20 protein-coding genes are annotated in these 21,837 nt (G+C 67.9%); 6 read left to right on the top strand and 14 right to left on the bottom strand.

Annotation, left to right across the window (positions count from 1 at the left end; all coding sequences use genetic code 11):
• Window positions 1-12 precede the first annotated feature (12 nt).
• The 4 genes from iolE to ABNX41_RS05770 all read right to left on the bottom strand — a co-directional run bounded on the left by iolE (window position 13) and on the right by ABNX41_RS05770 (window position 5,687).
• Window positions 13-909, bottom strand: a complete 897-nt coding sequence (gene iolE, locus ABNX41_RS05785) for a myo-inosose-2 dehydratase (RefSeq protein WP_438668775.1) — start codon at window positions 907-909, stop codon at window positions 13-15.
• On the bottom strand, window positions 906-2,750 hold the full coding sequence (gene iolD / locus ABNX41_RS05780; protein WP_438668774.1) for a 3D-(3,5/4)-trihydroxycyclohexane-1,2-dione acylhydrolase (decyclizing): 1,845 nt from the start codon (window positions 2,748-2,750) through the stop codon (window positions 906-908). Before iolD ends, iolE begins: the two co-directional genes overlap by 4 nt.
• Window positions 2,747-4,684: a bifunctional 5-dehydro-2-deoxygluconokinase/5-dehydro-2-deoxyphosphogluconate aldolase gene (locus ABNX41_RS05775; protein ID WP_438668773.1), complete on the bottom strand. Its 1,938-nt coding sequence runs from the start codon at window positions 4,682-4,684 to the stop codon at window positions 2,747-2,749. Before ABNX41_RS05775 ends, iolD begins: the two co-directional genes overlap by 4 nt.
• Before the next feature lie 94 nt (window positions 4,685-4,778).
• On the bottom strand, window positions 4,779-5,687 hold the full coding sequence (locus ABNX41_RS05770; RefSeq protein WP_438668772.1) for a MurR/RpiR family transcriptional regulator: 909 nt from the start codon (window positions 5,685-5,687) through the stop codon (window positions 4,779-4,781).
• A 77-nt stretch (window positions 5,688-5,764) separates the two neighbouring features.
• Between ABNX41_RS05770 and ABNX41_RS05765 the strand changes: the two genes are divergently transcribed.
• The 6 genes from ABNX41_RS05765 to iolG all read left to right on the top strand — a co-directional run bounded on the left by ABNX41_RS05765 (window position 5,765) and on the right by iolG (window position 11,958).
• The gene (locus ABNX41_RS05765; RefSeq protein ID WP_438668771.1) at window positions 5,765-6,898 is read left to right on the top strand and encodes a Gfo/Idh/MocA family protein; all 1,134 of its coding nucleotides are present in this window, start codon (window positions 5,765-5,767) and stop codon (window positions 6,896-6,898) included.
• A 177-nt stretch (window positions 6,899-7,075) separates the two neighbouring features.
• Window positions 7,076-7,897: a TIM barrel protein gene (locus tag ABNX41_RS05760; RefSeq protein ID WP_438668770.1), complete on the top strand. Its 822-nt coding sequence runs from the start codon at window positions 7,076-7,078 to the stop codon at window positions 7,895-7,897.
• Window positions 7,898-7,976: 79 nt separating this feature from the next.
• Window positions 7,977-8,918, top strand: coding sequence for a sugar ABC transporter substrate-binding protein (locus ABNX41_RS05755; protein WP_438668769.1), 942 nt, complete (start codon window positions 7,977-7,979; stop codon window positions 8,916-8,918).
• Window positions 8,919-9,026: 108 nt separating this feature from the next.
• Window positions 9,027-10,163 (top strand): ABC transporter permease, encoded by a 1,137-nt coding sequence (locus ABNX41_RS05750; RefSeq protein WP_438668768.1) that lies wholly within the window; start codon window positions 9,027-9,029, stop codon window positions 10,161-10,163.
• A 14-nt stretch (window positions 10,164-10,177) separates the two neighbouring features.
• Window positions 10,178-10,957: an ATP-binding cassette domain-containing protein gene (locus tag ABNX41_RS05745; protein WP_438668767.1), complete on the top strand. Its 780-nt coding sequence runs from the start codon at window positions 10,178-10,180 to the stop codon at window positions 10,955-10,957.
• A 2-nt stretch (window positions 10,958-10,959) separates the two neighbouring features.
• Window positions 10,960-11,958: an inositol 2-dehydrogenase gene (iolG, locus tag ABNX41_RS05740; protein ID WP_438668766.1), complete on the top strand. Its 999-nt coding sequence runs from the start codon at window positions 10,960-10,962 to the stop codon at window positions 11,956-11,958.
• 49 nt (window positions 11,959-12,007) lie between these two features.
• Here the strand turns inward: iolG and ABNX41_RS05735 are convergent, their stop codons facing one another.
• The 10 genes from ABNX41_RS05735 to ABNX41_RS05690 all read right to left on the bottom strand — a co-directional run bounded on the left by ABNX41_RS05735 (window position 12,008) and on the right by ABNX41_RS05690 (window position 21,819).
• Window positions 12,008-12,784 carry an iron ABC transporter ATP-binding protein gene (locus ABNX41_RS05735; RefSeq protein WP_438668765.1) on the bottom strand — a complete coding sequence of 259 codons (777 nt, stop codon included), beginning with the start codon at window positions 12,782-12,784 and terminating at the stop codon, window positions 12,008-12,010.
• Entirely contained in the window at window positions 12,781-13,779 is a 999-nt protein-coding gene (locus ABNX41_RS05730; protein WP_438668764.1) for an iron chelate uptake ABC transporter family permease subunit, read from the bottom strand. Before ABNX41_RS05730 ends, ABNX41_RS05735 begins: the two co-directional genes overlap by 4 nt.
• Window positions 13,769-14,701 carry an ABC transporter permease gene (locus tag ABNX41_RS05725; RefSeq protein ID WP_438668763.1) on the bottom strand — a complete coding sequence of 311 codons (933 nt, stop codon included), beginning with the start codon at window positions 14,699-14,701 and terminating at the stop codon, window positions 13,769-13,771. Before ABNX41_RS05725 ends, ABNX41_RS05730 begins: the two co-directional genes overlap by 11 nt.
• Window positions 14,702-14,857: 156 nt before the next feature.
• Window positions 14,858-15,772: a siderophore ABC transporter substrate-binding protein gene (locus ABNX41_RS05720; protein ID WP_438668762.1), complete on the bottom strand. Its 915-nt coding sequence runs from the start codon at window positions 15,770-15,772 to the stop codon at window positions 14,858-14,860.
• 250 nt (window positions 15,773-16,022) lie between these two features.
• The gene (locus ABNX41_RS05715) at window positions 16,023-16,466 is read right to left on the bottom strand and encodes a pseudoazurin (protein WP_438668761.1); all 444 of its coding nucleotides are present in this window, start codon (window positions 16,464-16,466) and stop codon (window positions 16,023-16,025) included.
• Between the two features lie 130 nt (window positions 16,467-16,596).
• Window positions 16,597-16,944 carry a DUF3817 domain-containing protein gene (locus tag ABNX41_RS05710; protein ID WP_438668760.1) on the bottom strand — a complete coding sequence of 116 codons (348 nt, stop codon included), beginning with the start codon at window positions 16,942-16,944 and terminating at the stop codon, window positions 16,597-16,599.
• A gap of 26 nt (window positions 16,945-16,970) precedes the next feature.
• Window positions 16,971-18,212: an FAD-dependent oxidoreductase gene (locus ABNX41_RS05705; RefSeq protein WP_438668759.1), complete on the bottom strand. Its 1,242-nt coding sequence runs from the start codon at window positions 18,210-18,212 to the stop codon at window positions 16,971-16,973.
• A gap of 139 nt (window positions 18,213-18,351) precedes the next feature.
• Window positions 18,352-19,539: a CapA family protein gene (locus ABNX41_RS05700; RefSeq protein ID WP_438668758.1), complete on the bottom strand. Its 1,188-nt coding sequence runs from the start codon at window positions 19,537-19,539 to the stop codon at window positions 18,352-18,354.
• A complete protein-coding gene (locus ABNX41_RS05695) occupies window positions 19,520-21,019 on the bottom strand; it encodes a PQQ-binding-like beta-propeller repeat protein (protein WP_438668757.1) in 1,500 nt (499 codons plus the stop codon). The genes ABNX41_RS05700 and ABNX41_RS05695 overlap by 20 nt, the downstream gene beginning before the upstream one ends.
• The gene (locus ABNX41_RS05690; RefSeq protein WP_438668756.1) at window positions 21,016-21,819 is read right to left on the bottom strand and encodes a L,D-transpeptidase; all 804 of its coding nucleotides are present in this window, start codon (window positions 21,817-21,819) and stop codon (window positions 21,016-21,018) included. The genes ABNX41_RS05695 and ABNX41_RS05690 overlap by 4 nt, the downstream gene beginning before the upstream one ends.
• Window positions 21,820-21,837 lie beyond the last annotated feature (18 nt).

Below are 21,837 nucleotides of genomic sequence, written 5' to 3'. Positions count from 1 at the left end.
CGGAACGCCCGGTCACGTCAGCCCGACCGCCGCCGCCTCGCGCCGCAGGGTCGCCAGCCCGAGCGTCTGATACAGCAAGGGATTGCGCCGCTTCGGATCCTGCTCGGCCTCGATCACGATCCAGCCGTCGTAGCCCGCCTCCGCCAGCACACCCAGCAACGGGCCGAACGCCACCGCGCCCTCCTGATCGCCCGGCACGGTGAAGGCCCCGGCCAGGACCGCCTCCAGAAAGGACATGCCCTCGGCCTTCGCCCGCGCCACCACATCGGCGCGGATGTTCTTGGCATGGAAATGCCGCACCCGCCCGGCATGGCGCCGCAGCACCTCCAGCGGATCGCCCCCCCCGAAGGCGCAATGCCCGGTGTCGAACAGCAGTTGCGCATGCGGTCCGGTCGCGGCCATCAGCGCGTTGATCTCCTCGGGTGTCTCGACCACGGTGCCCATGTGGTGGTGATAGGCCAGCGTGATCCCCTGCCCGGCCAGATATTCCGCGAAAGCCTCAAGCCTGGCACCGAAGGCGCGCATCTCTTCCGCCCCCAGGCGCGGGCGGTCGCCAAGCGGGCGCGCGGCATCGCCATGGATCGCATCCGAGGTCTCGCAGGCGATCAGCACCTTGCAGCCGTTGTGCCTGAGCCGCGCCAGCGCGGGCTGCACCCGCGCGATCTCGGTCTCGACCGGATGGGCCAGGAGCCCCGTCGAATACCAGCCCGAGACATAGCGCAGCCCATGCGCGGCCAGAAGCACCCGCAGTTCCTCGGGGTCGTCGGGCCAGCGATGGCCGTTCTCGATCCCCTCGAAGCCGATCTGCCGCCCGGCCTCGTCCAGGATGCGCTCGGTCGGGATATCCGCGCCGATCGAGCGGTCGTCGTCATTGGCCCAGGCGATGGGATTGGTTCCGAAACGGATCATCGGCTTTCTCCGCGGGCCTGCCCGGGCAGGCGGCTGGCATGGGTTTCGTATTCGGCCCGCGCCGCGCGCACCTCGGCGCGGGCCGAGACCTCGGGCACGGCGACATCCCACCACGCCCCGCCGGCGCCGGTGCCGGGGCCCGGATCGGTGTCGATCACGATCACCACCGGCCCCTCCGCGCCCCTGGCATGCTGCAACTGCGCCTCAAGCTCGGGGATCGAATGCGCCCGCACCACCCTTGCCCCCATCGAGGCGGCATGGGCGACAAAGTCTATCCGCGCCGGGGTGACGTGATGGCTGTCGTCGAGCAGGTTGTTGAACGGCGCGCCGCCGGTCGCGATCTGAAGCCGGTTGATGCAGCCATAGCCGCGGTTGTCGGTCAGGACCACTGTGAAGGGGATCCCCATCATCGCCGCCGTCGCCAGTTCGGAATTGGCCATCATGTAGCTGCCATCCCCGACCATGCAGATCACATCCGCCTCGGGTCGCGCCATCTTGATCCCCATCGCGCCCGCGATCTCGTAGCCCATGCAGGAAAAACCGTATTCCATGTGATAGCCGCCCTGCGCCGCGCGCCAGAGCACATGCAGCGCGCCGGGCATCGTGCCGGCCGCCGACATCACGACGGAATGGCTTGCGGCATTGCGCTGCACCGCGCCGATCACCTGGGCATCGGTGGGAAGCGCCTCCTGCGTCCCGGGCGCGGCGGTCAGCGCATCGACCTTGCGGAACCAGGCGTCGCGCAGCGCGAAATCCGGGTCCTCGAACCGATGCGCGCCCAGGGCGGCCGAGATGTTTTCCAGACAGATCCGCGCATCCCCGACCAGGGCCTGGGCATCGTGTTTCGCGGCGTCATAGCCGTGGACGTTGATCGACAAGAGCCTGCGCCCGGGCGCCGAGAACAACTGGCGCGAGCCGGTGGTGAAATCCTGAAACCGCGTGCCGACCCCGATCACCAGATCGGCCGTGGCCGCCAGTTGGTTGCCGCAGCCGGTGCCGGTCACGCCGGGCGCGCCGAAATGCAGCGGCTCCTCCCAGCCGACCGCGCCCTTCCCGGCCTGGGTCTCGACCATGGGGATGTTGTGGCGGCGTGCGAAATCGCGCAGCACCTCGGCCGCGCCGGAATAGATCGCGCCGCCCCCGGTCACGATCAGCGGGCGGCGGGCACTGCGGATCAGCGCCACCGCCGCCTCCAGCTCGCGCCGGTCGGGCTCGGGGCGGCGGAAATGCCAGACCCGGGGGGCGAAGAACGCCTCCGGGTAATCATGGGCCTCGGCCTGGGTGTCCTGACAGAAGGCAAGGCAGACCGGGCCGCAATCCGCCGGATCGGTCATCACCCGAAAGGCGCGCGGCAGCGCGGTCAGGATATGTTCGGGGCGCGAGATCCGGTCGAAATAGCGCACCACCGGGCGGAAGCAGTCATTGGCCGAAACCGTGGCATCGTCGAAATCCTCGATCTGCTGCAGGACCGGATCGGGGCCGCGCCCGGCAAAGACGTCGCCGGGCACGAACAGCACCGGCAGCCGGTTCACATGCGCCAGCGCCGCCGCCGTCACCATATTGGTCGCCCCCGGCCCGATGGAAGAGGTCACCGCCATCGCGCGCCGCCGGGCCGAGGTCTTGGCGAAGGCGATGGCGGCATGGGCCATGGTCTGTTCGTTATGGCCGCGCCATGTCGGCAGGCTGTCGCGCAGGCCATGCAGCGCCTCGCCGATCCCGGCCACATTGCCATGGCCAAAGATCGCCCAGACCCCTTCGATGAAACGGTGCCCGTCCTCGGTGGTCTGCACCGAAAGCCAGCGCATCATTGCCTGGGCGGCGGTCAGGCGGATCGTCGTCATGCTGCGGCCTTTCCTGCGGCGGCCCGCGCCTCGTCCCAGATCCGGCACAGGCGGGCGTAGTTCTCGGCCATCCTCGCGACGGCGGTATCGTCGTCGATCCGACCGGCCAGCCAGTCGCGCGCGGCCTCGGCAAAGATGGTGCGGCCGACGGCGAAGCCCTTGACCAGGGGCTGCCGCGCGGCATGGACGAATGAGGCCGCCAGTTCGGCCTCGGGCGCATCGAGCCCAAGCACCACGACGCCGCGCACATGCGGATCGCGGCGGGCGATCTCGGAACAGGCCCGCTCATAGGCGGCGTCCGAGGCGAAAGGCTCCAGCTTCCACCAGTCGGGATAGACGCCGATGTCGTAGAAGCGTTCGATCACCCGGGCCGAGGTGGCCTCGTCGACCGCAAGCCCCTCGGCCGCCGCGGCTTTCGAGGGGATGATCTCCAGCAGCATCTCCAGCCGGTTGCGGCGGCAGGCATGGAACAGGCGCAGGATGGTCTCCTCCTGCGCGGCGCGGATCGCGGCGACATCGTCGGGGTGATAGAAGCACAGCACCTTCACCACATGTTCCAGCGGCCATTCCGCAAGCCCGCCCAGATCCGGGCCGATCCCCGGCTCCAGCCGCAGCGGGCGCGAGCCGGGCCATTCCACCGGATGGCCGATCCACAGGCCGGTTCCGGCGGCCTCGAACAGGGCCTCGCGCCCCAGGCGGCTGTCGCAAAGGATGCCGTAGCCGTGGCGCCCCGCCTGCACCTGTCGCGCCGCGCGCAGGCAAAGCCGCTTGAACGCGCCGATCCGGGCGGGGGTGGCGCCCTCCATCTCTTCAAGCTGCATGCGGTGATCGAAGGCGAACACCCGCATCTCGGACCATGCGCCCTGGGGCGGATTGCGCCGCGTGGTCGCCCAATGGATCTGCTCCAGCGCCGCGTCATGGCGCAAGGCGGGCGTGACCACCCCGCGCGACAGAAAGAAGCGCAACTCCTCCCACGACGGATAGGCGGGCGTGCAGCCATGGCGCGAGACCGCGAGGGCCCCGCAGGCATTGGCGTATTCCAGCGTCTTGGGCCAGGATTCGCCGTCCAGCCAGCCCTTGAGCAGCCCGGCGAAGAACCCGTCCCCGGCGCCGAGCACGTTGAAGACCTCGATGGCGAAGCCCGGGCCGCTCTCGCCCCGGTCCAGATCCTGCGGGATCGGTCCCGCGAAGGCCACCGCGCCAAGGGGGCCGCGCTTGCAGACCAGGACCGCCGGGGTCAGACGCCGCACCGCGCGCAAGGCCTCGATCGTGTCGGTCGAGCCGCCGGCGATATGGAACTCCTCCTCGGTGCCGACGATCAGGTCGAACAGGCCCAGGGTGGATTGCAGCTTCGCGGTGACGGCGGCGCTTTCGACATAGCGGCTTTCGCCGTCGCCATGGCCCGAAAGGCCCCACAGATTGGGCCGGTAGTCGATGTCCAGCGCCGTCCTTGCCCCCTGCGCGCGGGCAAGGCGCAAGGCCTTCATCACCGCGCCCTCGGTCCGGGGATGCGACAGATGGGTGCCGGTCACCACCAGGGCCCGGGTCTCGGCGATCAGGCTTTCGTCGATATCGGCCTCGCACAGGGCCATGTCGGCGCAATTCTCGCGGTAGAAGATCAGCGGAAAGCGGGTCTGGTCGCGGATGCCCAGCAGAACCAGCGCGGTCAGCCGCTCGGGGTCGGTGGTCACGCCGCGCAGGTCGACGCCCTCGCGCGCCAGTTCCTCGCGAATGAAGCGCCCCATATGTTCGTCGCCGACCCGGGTGATCAGGCCCGCGCGCAGGCCCAGGCGGGCGGCGCCGGCGGCGATATTGGTGGGCGATCCGCCGATATATTTGCGGAACGATCCCATATCCTCCAGCCGCCCGCCGATCTGCGCGCCGTAGAGATCGACCGAAGACCGGCCGATGGTGATGACATCAAGCTGCTTCATCCGGCCTCCCTTCGCGATTCCCCGCCATGGGCGGGGCTCACGCCCTGATGATTTGGAATATTTATTCCATATTGGATCGCAGGGGAAGCGATTTTTATCCGCGCGCCGAACCGACCGCCACGGCCAGCGTCATCGCCATGGCCAGAGTCGCGGAAAGCGAGCGGAAGGCGCCGAAATCCACCTCGGTCAGCGTCACCGTCACTTTCGCCGCGCGCGAGAGCGGCCCGCCCTGCCGGTCGGTCAGGGCCACGACCGGCAGGCCGACGTCATGGGCAACCTGCGCCAGCGCGATGGTTTCCTCGGAATAGGGCGCGAAGGTGATCGCGATCAGCGCATCGCCCGGGCGCAGCGCGAATCGGTGGTCCAGCCGCCCCACCCCGTCATGCAGCATGGCAGGCACCGCCATCTTCTCGAAGACATAGGCCAGATAGGAGGCGACCGGAAAGGCCCGGCGCAGCCCGACGATATGGATCGTTCCCGCCTGCGACAGCAGCGAGACCGCCGCCTCAAGCGCCGATTCGTCCAGGTTGCGGGCCAGGGATTCCAGCGAAAGCCGCCCCGCCTCGATGAATTCCGCCGCCAGGGCGCCGGGGCGCCCGCTGCCCGAGGCCTTCAGGTTGCCAAGCCGCGTGGCATAGTCGGGCCAGCCCGGCACATAGGCCTCGCGGAACAGGCGCTGCATCCCGGAATAGCCCGAAAAGCCCATGATCTGGCAAAAGCGCATCAGGGCCGAGGGCGGCACCCCCGCCCCCGCCGCCAGTTCGGCCACGGTGGAAACCGCGATCCGGTCGGAATGGGCCAGGACATGTTCGGCGCATTGCCGCAAGCGCTTGGGCAGGCCCTCGATCACCGTGGCAAGCCGCTCGCGGAACGCCTCGACCGTTTCGGGGGGGCTTTCGGGGGGGCGGGGCGCCTCGGAAGGACCTCGCGTCCCGGCCACCTCGCCCGCCGTTCCGGCATCCGCCCGCAACCCCGCCTCTTCGCCTGTCCGGTCTTCCTGCATCTTTCCCTCTTGACGGAGCGCCCCGGTTCCAGGCTAGCACATGGAACAAATGTTCCAAGTTAAAACAGGTCGCCATCATGCAGCCCCTTCGCATCGGTCTTATCGGAACCGGCTTCATGGGCAAGGCCCATGCGCTGGCCTGGCGCAATGTCCATTCGGTCTTCGGCGACAGCCTGGGGCCGGTGCCCGGGATCGCGCTGGCCACGCTGTGCGACCAGCCCCAGGACAAGGCCGCGCAGATGGCACGGGAATTCGGCTTTTCCCGCGCGGTGTCGGATTGGTGCGAGATCACGCAGGACCCGGCGATCGACATCGTGTCGATCACCACGCCCAACGGTTTGCACCGCGAAATCGCCATCGCCGCGCTGCGGGCGGGCAAGCATGTCTGGTGCGAAAAGCCGATGGCGCTGACGCTGGAGGATGCGGCCGAGATGCGCGACGCGGCCCGCGCCTCGGGCCGGGCGACCATGCTGGGCTACAATTATACCCACAACCCCGCCTATGCCCATGCCCGCCGCCTGCTGGCCGATGGCGCCATCGGGCGCCCGGTGCAATTCCGGGGCTGGGCCGACGAGGATTACCAGGCCGACCCCGATCTGCCCTGGACCTGGCGGGCCCGGCTGGAAGACGCCGGGCTGGGCGCGCTTGGCGATATCGGCTGCCATCTGGTCAGCCTGGCCTGGGGGCTGCTCGGCCCGGTCGAAAGCCTGCGGGCCGAGATCCAGACCCTGCACGAGACCCGCCCCCTGCCCGACGGATCCGGTCGCGGCAGGGTCGAGAACGAGGACACCGCCTCGGCGCTGCTGCGATTCGCCAACGGGGTGCGGGGAAGCATGGTGATCTCGCGCGCGGCCTGGGGACGGAAATCGCGGCTCGGCTTCGAATTGCACGGCACGGAAGGCATGATCCTGTTCGATCAGGAGCGGATGAACGAATTGCGGCTTTACCAGAACCGCGGGCCGCTGGCCGAGCAGGGGTTCAAGACCATCCTGACCGGCCCCGCCCATCCGCCCTATGGCCGCTTCTGCCCGGCGCCTGGGCATCAACTGGGGATCAACGACCTCAAGGTGATCGAATGCGCGGCCTTTCTGCGCGCCGTCGCAGGGCTGGAACCCTGCCAGCCCGATTTCGCCCTCGGCCACGCCTTTGAGCGCGTCATCCACGCCATGGCGGAAAGCGGGCGCGCCGACGGGCGCCGGATCACGCTGTGACCGCGCATTCCATCAATGGAACATATTTTCTGTTTCTTGGATTTTTTGATTGATACGGCGAAAAAATAGAATATCAATTCCATATGGCGTTGAGGAGCGCCAGACCCCGCCGTCCCGATTCCATCCCGGGCGGGCGGGCGCCCAGGCCGAACCATCGGCGAGGAGAACCATGCGGCCATGCTGCCTTTCGCGCTGAACCATATGACCGCGCCCCGGACGGGATGGGAGGATCTGCTGATCCTTGCCCGATCCCTCGGCTGCCTGGGGGTGGAGTTCCGCAACGACCTCGACGGGCCGCTGTTCGGCGGCGTCGATCCCGCCCGGGTCCGGGCCGGGGCGCGGGCGCAGGGGCTGCGGATCCTCGCCCTGGCCGAGTTGAAACGCTTCGACGACTGGTCGGAGACCCGCGCCGCCGAGGCCGAGGCGCTGATCGCCGTCGCGAAGGCCTCGGGCGCCGAGGCGATCAGCCTGATCCCGCGCAATGACGGCTGGCAGGGCGATGCCCAAGACGATGCGCAGGGCGCCACCCTGGCCGCGCTGCGCGAAATCCTGCCTCTGCTGAAATCGGCAGGGCTCCGCGCCATGGTCGAGCCCCTGGGCTTCCGCACCTGCGCGCTGCGGCAAAAGTCGGTCCTTGCCCACTGCATCGAAGCTGCCGGAGCCGAGGGCACGGTCTTCATGATCCATGACACGTTCCATCACGCGCTGGCCGGTTTCGGCCCGATCTTTCCCGCGCTGACCGGCTGCATCCATGTCTCGGGCGTCGAGACGCCGGGGAATTTCGACGACATGCGCGATTCCGACCGGATTCTGGTCGGCGAACATGACAGGCTGCGAAACGTGGCCCAGATCCGGGCCCTGCGCGCGGCAGGCTGCACCGCGCCGATTTCCTTCGAGGCATTCTCGCCCGCGGTCCACGGATTGGAGGATCCGAGACCCGCGCTGCAAGCCTCGATGACCTTTCTTCGGGCCGCTGCCGAAGTGCAGACGGCGGCCTGACGACGCAAGATCCGCCCCAGGGGCGGCCCGGCGGGAGGAACGGTGAGACCGGGCACCGACAGAGGAGGAGGAAACGGAAATGAAGAAGACCCTGATAATCGGCGGCATCGCCGCTCTGATGAGCACCAGCGCCATGGCCGAGACCGTGGGCGTCACCATGGCGCTGTTCGACGACAACTTCCTGACCATCCTGCGCAACGGGATCGAAGAGGACGCCGGCAAGAAGGGCGTCACCGTCCAGATCCAGGACGCCCAGAACGACGTGGCGCGCCAGCTTGACCAGATCAACAATTTCATCGCCTCGGGCGTGGATGCGATCATCGTCAATCCGGTCGACACCTCGGCCACCCAGGCGATGTCGGATGCGGCCGAGCGCGCGGGGATCCCGCTGGTCTATGTGAACCGCCAGCCGGTCAACCTGACCACCCTGCCCGACAACCAGGCCTATGTCGGCTCGGACGATCTGGAATCGGGCACGCTGGAGACGCTTGAGGTCTGCCGCCTCCTGCGCGAGCAGGGCAAGACCGAGGCCGCCGCCTATGTCATCATGGGCGAGCTTTCGAACCAGGCGGCGGTGGTCCGCACCCAGGACATCCATGACGTGATCGCGGGCGACGAATGCGGCGTGGCGATCACCATCATCGACCAGCAGACCTCGAACTGGCAGCGCGACCAGGCGCAGAACCTCATGACCAACTGGCTTTCGACCGGCACCGCCTTCGACGCCGTCATCGCCAACAACGACGAAAGCGCCATCGGTGCGATCCAGGCGATCAAGGCCGCCGGGATCGCCATCGATTCCGTCATCATCGCCGGGATCGACGCCACCCCCGATGCACTGGCGGCGATGCAGGCGGGCGAGCTGGACGTGACCGTGTTCCAGAACGCCTTCGCACAGGGGTCGGGCGCGCTCGACACCGCCTCGAAGCTGATCGCGGGCAAGGAGGTCGACCGCGAGGTCTGGGTGGCGTTCGAACTGGTGACGCCCGCGAATATCGCGGACTACCTGGCGCAGAACTAAGCCCCCTGTCCCGGCCCGGGCCGGGACAGGACCGCGAAGGGGGGGCGGGCCCGAACGGCCCGCGCCCCGCATTCCGGGGCCTGCCCGGCCCCGGCGCATGCGTTTTCGATGACAGATCTGGTGGAGGGCGCGGTGACGCAACAGACCCATGGCCTTGGCGGCCTGAAATTCGACCCGACGAAAAAGGCGCGCCCGCCCGAATTGAACGTGGCGGCGGCGCTTTTGATCATCGTCGTGGTGTTCGAGGTGCTGAACCGGATGAACGGCACCAGCTTTCTGTTCAACATGCGCGACAATGTGCCGGGCCTGTTCAACCAGCAGCGCATCGACATCATCCTGCTTCAGGTCGCGATCGTGGGCATCATCGCGCTTGGCGTGACCCAGGTCATCATCCTGGGCGGGATCGACCTTTCCTCGGGCTCGGTCGTCGGCGCGACCGCCATGGTGACGATGAGCTTCGCCCAGACCGCCACCGTCAACGGCGCGCCCAATCCGCGCATGATCCTGGGGGATTGGGCGATGGACCTGCCGGTGGCGGCGCCGATCCTTGTGGGGCTGGGCTGCGGGCTTCTGGCCGGGCTGATCAACGGGCTTCTGATCGCCTATACCAGGATCCCGCCCTTCATCGCCACATTGGGGATGATGGTCTCGGCCCGCGGGGTGGCGCGCTGGTGGTCGAACGGCCAGCCGGTCTCGTTCCCGACCGAAACCTATGCGGGCCTGTCGAACGGCGATCTGCTGGGCGGGTTCAGCTTCGGCCTCTTGCACTGGCCGGGACAGAATCCGGTGGTGGTCTTCGCGCTTCTGGCCGTACTGTTTCACCTGATCATGACCCGCACCGTCTATGGCAAGCGCAGCTATGCCATCGGCTCGAACGAGGCGGCGGCGCGGATGTCGGGGATCGCCGTCGATCGCCACAAGGTGCTGGTCTATACCATCGCGGGCGGGCTGGCCGCCGTGGCGGCGATCCTGCTGACCTCGAAGAACCTTACCGCCCAGGCCGGCATGGGCGTGATGTATGAGCTGGACGCCATCGCCATGGCCGTGATCGGCGGCGTCAGCCTTGCGGGCGGGCGCGGCTCGATCCTGGGGACGGTTCTGGGGGCGATGATCTTTTCGGTGATCATCTCGGGTTTCACCTCGATCCGGCTCGACGCCTATTACCAGGAGATGGTGAAAGGCGCGATCATCGTCGGCGCGGTGGTGCTGGACCAGTGGCGGCAGCGCAGCCGCGTCCGGCTGTAAGGGAGAGAAGCGCGATGGACGACATCATTCTTGAAACCCGGGGGCTGACCAAACGCTATGGCGGGGTGCATGCGCTGGAAGACGCCGATTTCATCCTGCGCCGGGGCGAGCATGTCGCGGTGGTGGGCGACAATGGCGCGGGAAAATCGACCTTCGTGCGCCAGGTGACAGCGGTCGAGCAGCGCAGTTCGGGCCAGATCTTCTTCGACGGGCGCGAGGTCAGCCATGCCGGACCGCTTGAGGCGCGCGAGGCCGGGATCGAGACCGTGTTCCAGACCCTCGCGCTGGCGGACGACCTCGACGTGCCCTCGAACCTCTTTCTGGGGCGCGAGCTTTACCGCTTCCGGCTCGGGCCCTTCTCATGGCTCGACCGCAGGGCGATGCGCGCCCGCACGCTCGAGGCCCTGAAGACGACGGCGGTGAAGATCCCCAATGTCGACAATCCGATCCGCAACATGTCGGGCGGCCAGCGCCAATGCGTCGCCATCGCCCGCACCGCCGCCTTCGCCTCGAAACTGGTGATCATGGACGAGCCGACCGCCGCGCTTGGCGTGCAAGAGACCGCGCAGGTCGAAAACATCATCCGGGGGCTGAAAGAGCGCGGCATCCCGATGATCCTGATCAGCCACAACCTGCGCCAGGTCTTCGATCTGGTCGACCGGATCGTGGTGTTCCGGCGCGGGCGGATCGTCGCCTCGCTCAACCGCGACGAGACCGACGGCAACGACATCGTATCCTATATCACCGGGGTCAAGGGCGCCCCCGACGACAGCGCCGCACCGGCAGGAGCATGAAGATGACCATTCGTTTCGGACTTCTGGGCGCGGGCCGGATCGGCAAGGTCCATGCCGCCGCCGTGGGCGCCGATCCCGATGCAAGGCTGGTCGCCGTGGCCGATCCGATGCCCGGGGCGGCCCAGGCCCTTGCCGCCCGCCATGGCTGCGAGATCCGCGCGATCGACGAGATCGAAGCCGCCGGGGATATCGACGCGGTGGTGATCTGCACCCCCACCGACACCCATGCCGATCTGATCGAGCGGTTCGTCCGCGCGGGCAAGGCGGTGTTCTGCGAAAAGCCGGTCGACCTGTCGCTCGACCGGGTGCGGGCCTGCCTTGGCGTCGTGCGCGCCCATGGCGGGCGGCTGATGGTGGGCTTCAACCGCCGTTTCGATCCGCATTTCCGCGCCGTCCGGGCCGAGATCGACAAGGGCTCGATCGGCGAGGTCGAGATGGCGGTGATCACCTCGCGCGATCCCGGCCCGCCGCCGGTGGATTACATCCGCCGCTCGGGCGGGATCTTCCGCGACATGACGATCCACGATTTCGACATGGCGCGTTTCCTATTGGGCGCCGAGATCACCGCCGTCGCCGCCACCGCCGCGGTTCTGGTCGATCCCGCCATCGGCGCGGCGGGGGATTACGATTCCGTTCAGGTCCTGTTGCAAACCGCCGATGGTCGGCAGGCCGTCATCTCGAATTCGCGCCGCGCCAGCTATGGCTACGACCAGCGGATCGAGGTGCATGGCTCGAAAGGCATGGTCTCGGCCGAGAACCAGCGCCCGGTCTCGATCGAACTGGCGACGGCGGCGGGCTATACCCGCCCGCCGCTGCACGATTTCTTCATGACCCGCTACACCGAAGCCTATGCCAACGAGATCGCCGCCTTCATCGCCGCGATCCGCGAGGATCGCGCGCCTTCGCCCTCGGGCGAGGACGGGCTGGCCGCCCTGGCGCTGGCCGAGGCCGCGCTGGTGTCGGTGCGCGAGGGGCGGGTAGTGACGCCCGAGGGGATATGAACCGACGGGGATCGGGGCCGACGGGCGGGTCTAGGCCGAAAGGGCGGGTCTAGGCCGAAAGAGCCTGGGCGCCATAATAGATCGCCAGCCGCCGCCCGCCGCAATCGATGATGTCGATCTCCATGTCGTAGATCTCGCGCAGGGCCTCGGCGGTCATGATCTCGGCGGTGGAACCGTGGCGGCACAGCCGCCCGTCCTTCAGCGCGACGATATGATCGGAATACCAGGACGCGAAATTGATGTCGTGCAGCACGACGACCACGGTCTTGCCGAGCTCGCTGCACATCCGGCGCAACAGTGTCATCACCGCCTGGGCATGTTTCATGTCGAGGTTGTTCAGCGGCTCGTCGAGCAGGATGTAATCGGTGTCCTGGCAAACCACCATCGCCGCGAAGGCGCGCTGGCGCTGGCCGCCCGACAATTCGTCCAGGAACCGCCCGGCCAGAGGCCGCAGGTCGAGCCAGTCGAGCGCGCGATCGACCTGGGCGTGATCCTGCGCGGTCAGGCGCCCCCGGGAATAGGGATAGCGCCCGAACGACACCAGGTCGCGCACCGTCAGCCGCGCGGTCATGTGGTTGTCCTGGCGCAGGATCGAAAGCTTGCGCGCCAGAACGTCGCTGGGCGTGCGGGTGACGTCCAGCCCGTCCACGCTCGCGCTTCCCGCCTCCATCCCGAGCAACCGGCTGACGACGGCGAGCAGCGTCGATTTCCCGGCGCCGTTCGGACCGATGATCGCCGTCAACGCATTCTTCGGCAGATCGACCGTCACATCGTCGAGCACGACGCTCGGCCCATAGCTTTTGCGCACGCCTTTGGTCGCGATCATCTGGCCACTCCACGAATGACAAGGAAAAGGAAGACAAGCCCGCCCATGAACTCGACGATGATGGCCAGGGCGGTGTCGAAGGCGAAGACCCGCTCCAGCAGCGTCTGGCCGCTGACAAGGCAGATCACCGCCAGCAGGACCGAGGCGGGCAGGATGAAACGATGGCGCGAATTGCCGATCAGCCCGTGGGCCAGGCTGACCACCAGAAGGCCGAAGAAGGTGATCGGCCCGACCAGCGCGGTCGAGACCGCGACAAGGATCGAGACCATGACAAGGATCGCCACCACGTCGCGCTTGTAGGCCACGCCCAGGTTCACGGCATGGGACCGGCCAAGGTTCAGCACGTCCAGCACATGGCCCATCCGCCACAGCACGAGGCTGACCGCCCCGATGATCGCCAGGGAAACCCGGATCAACGAGGTGTCCACGGTCGAAAAGCTGGCGAACAGCGTGTCTTGCAGCACCTGAAAGGCGTTGGGATCCAGGATGCGCTGCATGAACTGCGCCAGCGAGCGGAACAGCACGCCGAAGACGATCCCGACCAGCACCAGAAGATGCAGGCTGCGCTCCTCGCCCAGGAAGAGCCAGCGGAAGAGGATGCCCGAGAACACCACCATCAGCCCGACTTCCATCGCGAATTTGCTGTGGGCGCCGAACATCACCAGCGCCTCGGTGCCGATGAAGAAGACAAGCCCGGTCTGAAGCAGGACGTAAAGCGCGTCGAACCCCATGATCGAGGGCGTCAGGATGCGGTTCGAGGTCACGGTCTGGAACAGCACGGTCGAGATCGCGATGGACCAGGCCACCAGAAGCAGCGCGACCAGCTTCTTGCCGCGAAAGCTCAGGATGAAGCTCCAGCTTCCGCGCGCGCCAAGCGTCATGAAACAGACGACCGAGATCAGCGCCAGCACCGAAAGCACCGCCAGCACGACGAATTCGCGCCGCCGCCAGAAGGATACCCCCTGCGGCAGGGTCAGGGCGGGCTCAGGCCGCATGGGGGCGTTTCCTGAGCAGGAGGTAAAGGAACATCGCGCTGCCGATCACGCCGACGACGACGGCGATCGGGATCTCGTAGGGATAGCGCGCGACGCGGCCCAGGATGTCGCAGGCCAGGACGAAGATCGCCCCCAGAACCGCGACCCATGGCACGGTGATGCGCATGTTGTCGCCCACCATCAGGCTGACCACATTCGGCACGATCAGGCCCAGGAAGGGAATCGCGCCCACGGAAACCAGGCAGACCGCCGAGACGACCGAGACGATGACCAGGCCCAATATCATGACCTGGCGGTAGTTCAGCCCCAGATTGGTGGTGAAATCCTGCCCCATCCCGGCGACGGTCAGCCGGTCGGCGGCGAACCAGGCCAGGACGGTGGCGCCAAGGCCGAACCACAACAGCTCGTATCGGCCGCGCAGGACACCCGAGAAATCGCCCATCTGCCAGGCCAGAAGCGAGGGCAGCATGTTGAAGCGATAGCCGAAGAAGGTGGTCACCGCGCCGATCACCCCCGCCAGCATGATGCCGACCAGCGGCACCAGCAGCACCTCGCGCGGGGGGATGAACTTCAGCATGCGCAGGAACAGCGCGGTCCCGGCCAGGGCGAAACCGGCCGACACGCCCATCTTCGCCATCATCGGCCAGGCCGGGGCGAAAACGGTCACCACCAGAAAGCCGAGCGCGGCGGATTCGCTGGTGCCCACGGTCGAGGGCTCGACGAAACGGTTGCGCACGATGATCTGCATGACCATCCCCGCGATCGCCAGCGACGATCCCGCGAGCATCAGCGCCAGCGTGCGCGGCACCCGGCTGATCAGCATGACCTGCTGCGCCCGCTCGGCGGCATCGGGCATGAAAAGCGTGCCCAGAGAGACATCGCTTACGCCGATGAAAAGGCTGACGATCGCCAGAACGATCATCAGACCCAACATGGCAATCAAAAGCCACAGCCGCATGGAACCTGCTTTTCAGCTTGATCCCGCCGCCCGCGCCGCGGGGAAGGCGGGGGCCGGATCATGGCGGGAAGAATCCCGGCCCCGCGAAGCGCAAGGACCGGGCAGGAAGGGACGAAGGCGTCAGCCCGCTTCGTTGAAGGCGGCCAGAACCTGGTCGAGCAGCAGGATCAGGCCCTGATAGCCATGCATGGTGACATAGGCGGCCTGCGGCTCCAGGTAGACGATCTGGCCCTTCTGCCAGAAGCTGGTCTGGTGGATCAGCTCATTGTCCAGCAGCGCGCGGGCCGCGCCCTCGTTGCCGACGCCCGCGTCGCGGTCCACCACGAAAAGCCAGTCGGGATTGGTTTCCAGCAGATATTCGAAGGAAATGCCGTCGCCGCCATGGTCGCGGTCGTCGACGGTATCATAGACCGAAGGCATGTTCAGCGTGGTATAGATCCAGGCCACCCGCGATTGCGGGCCATAGACGCCGATCTTGCCGGCATTGGTGACGATGACAAGGCCGGTGCCCTTGCCCTCGACGGCCGCCTTGGCCTCTTCGACCTTGGCATCCAGACTGGCGATCAGGGCGGCGGCCTCTTCGGTCTTGCCGAAGATCTCGCCATATTGGGTCAGGCGGGTTTCCACCCCTTCGATCAGCGTGCCGTTGTCGATCGAGGCGTCGATGGTCGGCGCGATGCCCGAGATCACCGGGAACGAGGTGCGCGAGCGCGCGCCGATGATCACCAGATCGGGCTCGGCGGCGGCGATGCCCTCGATGTCGGGCTCTTGCAGCGAGCCGACCTTCAGCGCATCCGCCGCGACCTGATCGACCAGATAGGCGGGCGCGTTCGATCCGGGCACGCCCGCCACCGCCACGCCAAGGGCGGAAAGGTTGTCGAAAGCGGCCCAGTCGGTGACGATGACGGTCTCGGGCACCGCCTCGATCGTCAACTCGCCCTGGGCATGGGTGACGGTGACCGGATCCGCCAGGGCGATCGAAGCCATCGCCGAGAAAAGCGCCGAACCGGCGAGAAGGCGGAGAGTCTGCGACATTGCTTTTTTCCGTTCCTGAGGGGGCGGCGCGCGAACCCTTCGCCCGGGCATGGAGAGGATGCGCCGATCATGATTTCTTAGCGTTTAAGTCGGAGTTTCCGCGCATGCAACCCTTGCGGTGGCGGATGGGCAACCCCGCGCGGATCTGCCCCGCCAGGCCGATCCGCCTCTCTTGCCGGGCCGGAAAAAGCAAGACCGGCCGGATCGCTCCGGCCGGTCCCGATCTGACGCCGAAGGCCGCGGCGCCGGGTTATTGCACCTGGGCCAGCGCGGCGTCGAACCGCTCGCGCGCCTTTTTCGGCAGTTTGGTGTTCTGGGCGGGCGCCAGGTCGAAGGGGCCCGCGCCGACCTGGATCACCATGACCATGCCCATGGCGACATGCGGGGTGCATTTGATGCCGTAGATGCCCTCTTCGGTCAGGGTCACGACGTATTCCTCGTTGATCTTGCCCTTGAAGGGTTCGAACCCTTCGGGAAGGACATCCTTCATCGCCTCGACATTGTGGGACTTGTCGGTGGGCACGAAACGCACGCTGTCGCCGATCTCGGCACGGATGTAGTCGGGCTCGAACACCATGGTTCCGGCGGCGCCCTTGTTTAGCATCTTCACCTCATGCTCGGTCGCGGCCCGGGCGGGAAGGGCGGCGACGGCGGTGGTGGCTGCGGCCACGGCGAGGAAGGTTCTGCGGTCCATGTTCGTCTCCTTGATTTCCGCTGCGGGCGTTTCCGGCGGGGGACTTGCCCGTTGCGTCCCGTTTACCCCCGGGGCGCGGCCGCTGTTGTTGCGCGAGGTCAAAAAACGGCGGAAAATCCGGGCTGCGGCCTCATGTCGCGTTGGTTGGCGATGCGGCCCCGCGACGGCGGCGCAGGAAGGGTTCGTTGAGGAAGGTGCCGAAGGGCAGGAAGGCCGCCAGCACGGTGCGCGCCCAATCGGCCAGGCCCCAGCCCCGCCCGGCCAAAGCCGCGACCATGGCCACCAGATAGGCCAGGAAGGCATAGCCATGGACCGGACCCATGACCGCCACCCAGGACGGATCGTCCAGCAGGTATTTCACCGGCATCGCCACGAAGAACAGCAGAAGCGTCGTCACCCCCTCGACCAGCGCGACGAGGCGGAAGAGGTCGAAGACCCATTCCGGCAGCAGCGGGCGGACGGGTGTGGAAGCGGGCATCGCGGGATCCTTTGCGGCAGATGTCGTCATTTCGCGGGCGCTCCGGGCGTTGCGGCCCTGGCCAGCGGCCCCAGCCGTTCGGGCCTGAAGCCCATGCCGATCAGCCGCCCCATCAGCCGCGAAAGCACCGGAAAGCGCGCGATCATGCGCAGGAAGCGCGGCGGACCGCCCTTCACCTCGCCCCCGGCATCGCGCTTCCTGCGCATCATGCGTTGCAGCCCCTGGGTGGCGCGGGTGGGGAACATCCGCCGCGCCTCGACCGCCGCGAGGTCGCGGTCCGAAAGCCGCCCCTCGCGCAGAGGCGCGGCAAGAAGGCGCGCCGCCGCCACCGCGTCCTGGATCGCCAGATTGACCCCGAAGCCGCCCACCGGCGACATCGCATGCGCGGCATCCCCGATGCACAGGACCCCCGGCGCCCACCAGCGCCGCAGCCGGTCCAGCCGGATCGACAGCAGATGCACATCCTCCCATGAGGCGATCTCGGCCAGCCGGTCCCCGGGCAGGGGCGAAAGCCGCGCCAGCGCCGCGCGGAAAGCGGGCAGGCCCCCGGCCTTCAGATCCTCGAACCCGCCCTTGCGGATCACATAGCCGCATTGCCAGAAATCGCCGCGGTCGATCAGCACCATGCCCTGCTGGGGTCCGGCATGGCTCATCGCAGGGGCGGGATCGTCGGCGAGGCGCGAGAGGCGGAACCACAGCACATCCACCGCCGAGCCGAAGTCGATCACCTCAAGCCCCGCCCCGGCGCGGACCTGCGAATGCCGCCCGTCGGCGCCGATCACCAGGGGGGCGCGGATCTCGCCCCTGCGGCCCGCGCCATCCTCCCAGCCAAGGCCCGCGACGCGGCCGCCCTCATGGATCAGCCCGGTGATGCGGTGATCCATCCTTAGCGAGAAGCCGGGCAGGTCTGCGGCCTTTTCGGCCAGGAAGCTGAGGAAATCCCATTGCGGCATGAAGGCGATGTAGCGGCATGTCAGCGGCAGGCGCGAGAAATCGGCGATGGTCACCGGGCGGCCTTCGATCTCGGCATGCAGGTCGGCGGCCTTCTGATGCGGCAGGGCGAGGAATTCCTCCAGCCAGCCCAGTTCGGCCATCAGCTCCAGCGTCGAGGGGTGGATCGTGTCGCCCCGAAAATCGCGGCGGAAATCGGGGTGCTTTTCCAGGACGGCGACGCGAACCCCCGCCCGCGCGAGCAAAAGGCCCGCCATCATCCCCGCCGGACCGCCGCCCGCGATGACACAATCGGGAGTATCCTGGTTGTCGGCCATCCGCGCCTCGCATCCGTTTCGCCAAGGCCGCCCCCGGCATTGCATCCCATGGCTTCCCGCCTCGGTCGCTGGGACGGGACCATAGTCCCGCGCGCGCCCCCGCGCCAGCCGGGGGGGCATGCAACATATCGCCGCGCGTTCACATCGGATCGGGCAGGTCGCAGGACGGGTTCGGCCCGCGGGCGAAAGCGCAGCAAAGCGCCTGCGCGCGCGGCCCCCAGCCGCTGCCGTAGCAGGCCGCGCCCCGGTCCCCCCGCCCCTCGACCGGCGTGAAGCGCACCGCCGCCCCCGGGCCGACCGAGGCCTCGGACAGCCGGTTGAGGTGGTCGATCGTACGCGCGACCCGCTCGGGCGGCGGCGGCGCGGGGGTGAAATGGACGCCTTTCAGGGGCACTGCCTCCAGGGCAGTGATCCGCCAGCCCTGCGCGGTCTTCTGGAAATAGGCCCGGCCCAGCAGGCCGTAATCCATGCCCAGGGGGGCGCTGTCCTTCTCGGCCCCGCCGACGAACAGCAGGTTGCCCATGGAATAGAACACTGCCTGACCCGCCGCCGGATCGGCCTCGACGCCCCGCACCACATGGGGGTGATGGCCGATAACCAGATTGACCCCCGCCTCTTCCAGCCCGCGCCGGAACATCGCCCGCTGCCCGGGGTTGAGCGCGTTCATGTTCTCGGTCCCGTAATGCAGCGCGAGGATGCGCAGATCGGCATCGGCTTCGCGCAGGCCCGCCAGAACCCGGTCGTAATGCGACGGCACCGAAAGATAGGCCATGCCGACCGGCCCGTATTCCGGCCCGAACGCGCCCGAGCCGAAACTGGCCGAGGCGAAGGCGATCCGCACCCCCCGAAGGGTGACGATCGAAGGCGCGAAGGCCGCATCCCCCGCGCCGATCCCGGCGAAGGCGATCTCGCGCCGCGCGGCCTCGGCGGCGAAGAACCCAAGCGTGTCCGCCATGCCCTGAAAGCCGTGATCATAGGCATGGTTGTTGGCCAGGGCGAAGCCGTTCACCCCCAGTTCCATCAGGTGGCGGAAGCTTTCGGGGTGGCTGCGGAAGACAAAGGCCTTTGTGGCGCTGCTTGCACCGTTGCGGTCCGAGACCACGGTCTCGACATTGACGATGTTGAGATCGGCGTCCCAATAGGGCGCAAGGCCCGCCGTCGTCTCCTCGATCCTGAGGGTGCCGAACTTGCGCACCCAGACCGGATCGGGCGTCTCGCGTGAGCGGGCGAAGTTCACGTCGCCCCCGAAGGAGATCACGATCTCCTGCGCCAGCCCCGCCGAGACGATCAGCCAAAGGGCAAGAAGGCTACTGAAGAAGTGCGTCAAACCCGGCCTCCGCCCCGGCGGGGGCATCGCCCACGGCGTAGAAAAAGCCGTTGCGGTTGCCCAGATGGATCACGCCCTCCCACACGGCGGGGGTGCTTTCCCAGCAGCCCGCCCCGGGCGGCCGAAAGCGCCAGATCTCGCGCGGTCGGGCCGGATCTTCCAGCGAGAAGGCGATCAGGTCGCCCTCGCAGGTGCCCAGAAGCAGATCCTCGCCCACCACGACCGGAGAGGACCAGCCATGCGGCGGCATCGGCAGGGTCTGGGTGATCCGGCCAGTCGCAGCCTCGACCGTGTAAAGCCCGCCCGCATGGGTCGGCACATGCAGATGGCCCCGGTAAAGCGCAGGAGTCGCCCACACTCCGCCGTCGCCCTGCCAGGTGCCGGGGAAGCGGATCGACCAGTCCAGGGGATCGGCAGGCCGCGCGGGATCGAGCCGCGCCAGATGCCCGGCCTTCTGCTTGTCGGGGTTCATCGGCCGCTCGTCCTCGATGGCGACATAGATCGCGCCGTCCGGCCCCCCGACAAGGGTGGCGTCCACATCGTCCCCGGCGCGCCATTCCATCACCAGCGCCTCGTCGCGCGGCAAGCCCGCGACCAGCGCCGCGATGTCGTAGCCCTGCACCAACCCCGCCGAATTGGCGAACCAGACATTGCCCCCCATCGCCATGGGAGAGCTTTCAATACTGGCCATCCGGTCGCCCACGGCGGCGAACAGCGCGGGCGTGAAGCCGGGGATGCGGTTCACCATCTCGGGCGCCACGGTGACGCGGCCCGCCGCGTCCCGCCCCCGGTTCAGGCGGACGACATGGAACCAGCCGTTCTCGCCGCCCTGGAACATCCAGTCCCCCAGGACCAGCGCGCTTGAATCCCAATCGTTGTTCCAGATCCCGTCGGGCGCATTGCCGTTGATGCGGTAAAGCTCCACCGCCTCGGCCTCGTCGAGCCGCAGGACGCGCATGAAATCATCGCGCGAGCCGGAATAGAGCAGCGGCAGCCCCGAAGGGTCGAGCGTGACCGATCCCTTGATCAGATCGCCGGTGCGGAAGGGGCGGCGCAGATCCTCGCCGTTGCGACTGTCGAGGAAATGCAGTGCATGGTCATAGGCGCCGAAGATCACCTCGGCCCGGCCCGGCCCCAGCGGGCGGATGGCGGGCTGGCCGGTCCAGCCGGTGCCGCACCATTGCCGCGTGCCGTGCTGGTCCGAGGACAGGCCGCAATAGGGCCCCACCCGCCACAGCACCTTCGGCGCGCGCGGCAGGCGGCCGGTGGCATGGCCCGAACGGTCGGGGCGGCCCCGGAAGGTCAGGATGCCGGGCACCCAGGCCTCATCCGCCGAAGGGACCTGGGCCGCGGGAACGGCAAGGACCGGCGCCGCCATCGGCGCGCCAAGCGCCAGCGCCAGATCCTGTCCCGACGCCGCCTGCGGCATCAGCGCCAGAACCGGCCCGCACAAGGCGCGGCGAAGGCGGCCTGCGCTCACGGATCGTCCCGGAAGAAGACGAAGACCATGCGGTAGCCCTCGCGCGTCAGAAGCCCGCCATCCTCGGCGTAAAGCAGGGATCCGTCGCGGACATAGCCCGAGCGCGGGCTCATGTCCTTCGTCACCCGCGAGGTGAAATAGCGCGGGATCTCGCCCCAGAGCGGCGAGTCCCCGGCCCTGGCACCGCCGGGATGGATCATCGCCCAGACCTTGTCGGCATTGGCCTGCCGCATCCGCACGCAGCCATGGCTGTCGACGCGGCCCAGCTTGCCATACTGGTTCCTCGTCGTGCCGTGGATCGCCACGCCCGAGGCGCGGCCGCCGGAATAATGCAGGTCGATGTATAGCGAATTATACATCCCCGGCGATCCCCAGCCGGGGCGGTGGCGCCGGTCGTCGATGTTGAAGACGCCGACCGGGGTCGGGCCCGAGCGGGAATCGCCGGGATATTTCCGCCCGGTCGAGACCGGCCAGGAATAGGCCGGGGAATCGTCCCGGCCCTGCCAGTAATCCTCGTCGTGATGGGCAAGCGCCCAGCCCTGCGCGCCGCGCTCCAGCACCCACATCTTCTGCGCCCCGGGGCCCGAAAGCGCGCAATTGACATAGACCGCCGCGCGATACGAAGGATGCAGCAATGATGGCGCGACGAAGGGCCGCCCCTCGACGGGCCCAAGCGTCTCAAGATACTCCAGCCCCGGCGCCGCCACGCTGGCCCGTGCCAGAGGCGGGGCGAACAGCGCGGCGCCAAGCGCAAGCCCGCCCGAGACGGCCTGACGGCGGGTGAAACCGGATGCTTCCATGGCCAGATCCCTTCTCGA

This window comes from Pseudogemmobacter sonorensis, assembly GCF_042762395.1.
In the GTDB taxonomy this organism is placed as follows: Bacteria; Pseudomonadota; Alphaproteobacteria; order Rhodobacterales; family Rhodobacteraceae; genus Pseudogemmobacter; species Pseudogemmobacter sonorensis.
This window is presented reverse-complemented; position numbering and strand designations above follow the sequence as displayed.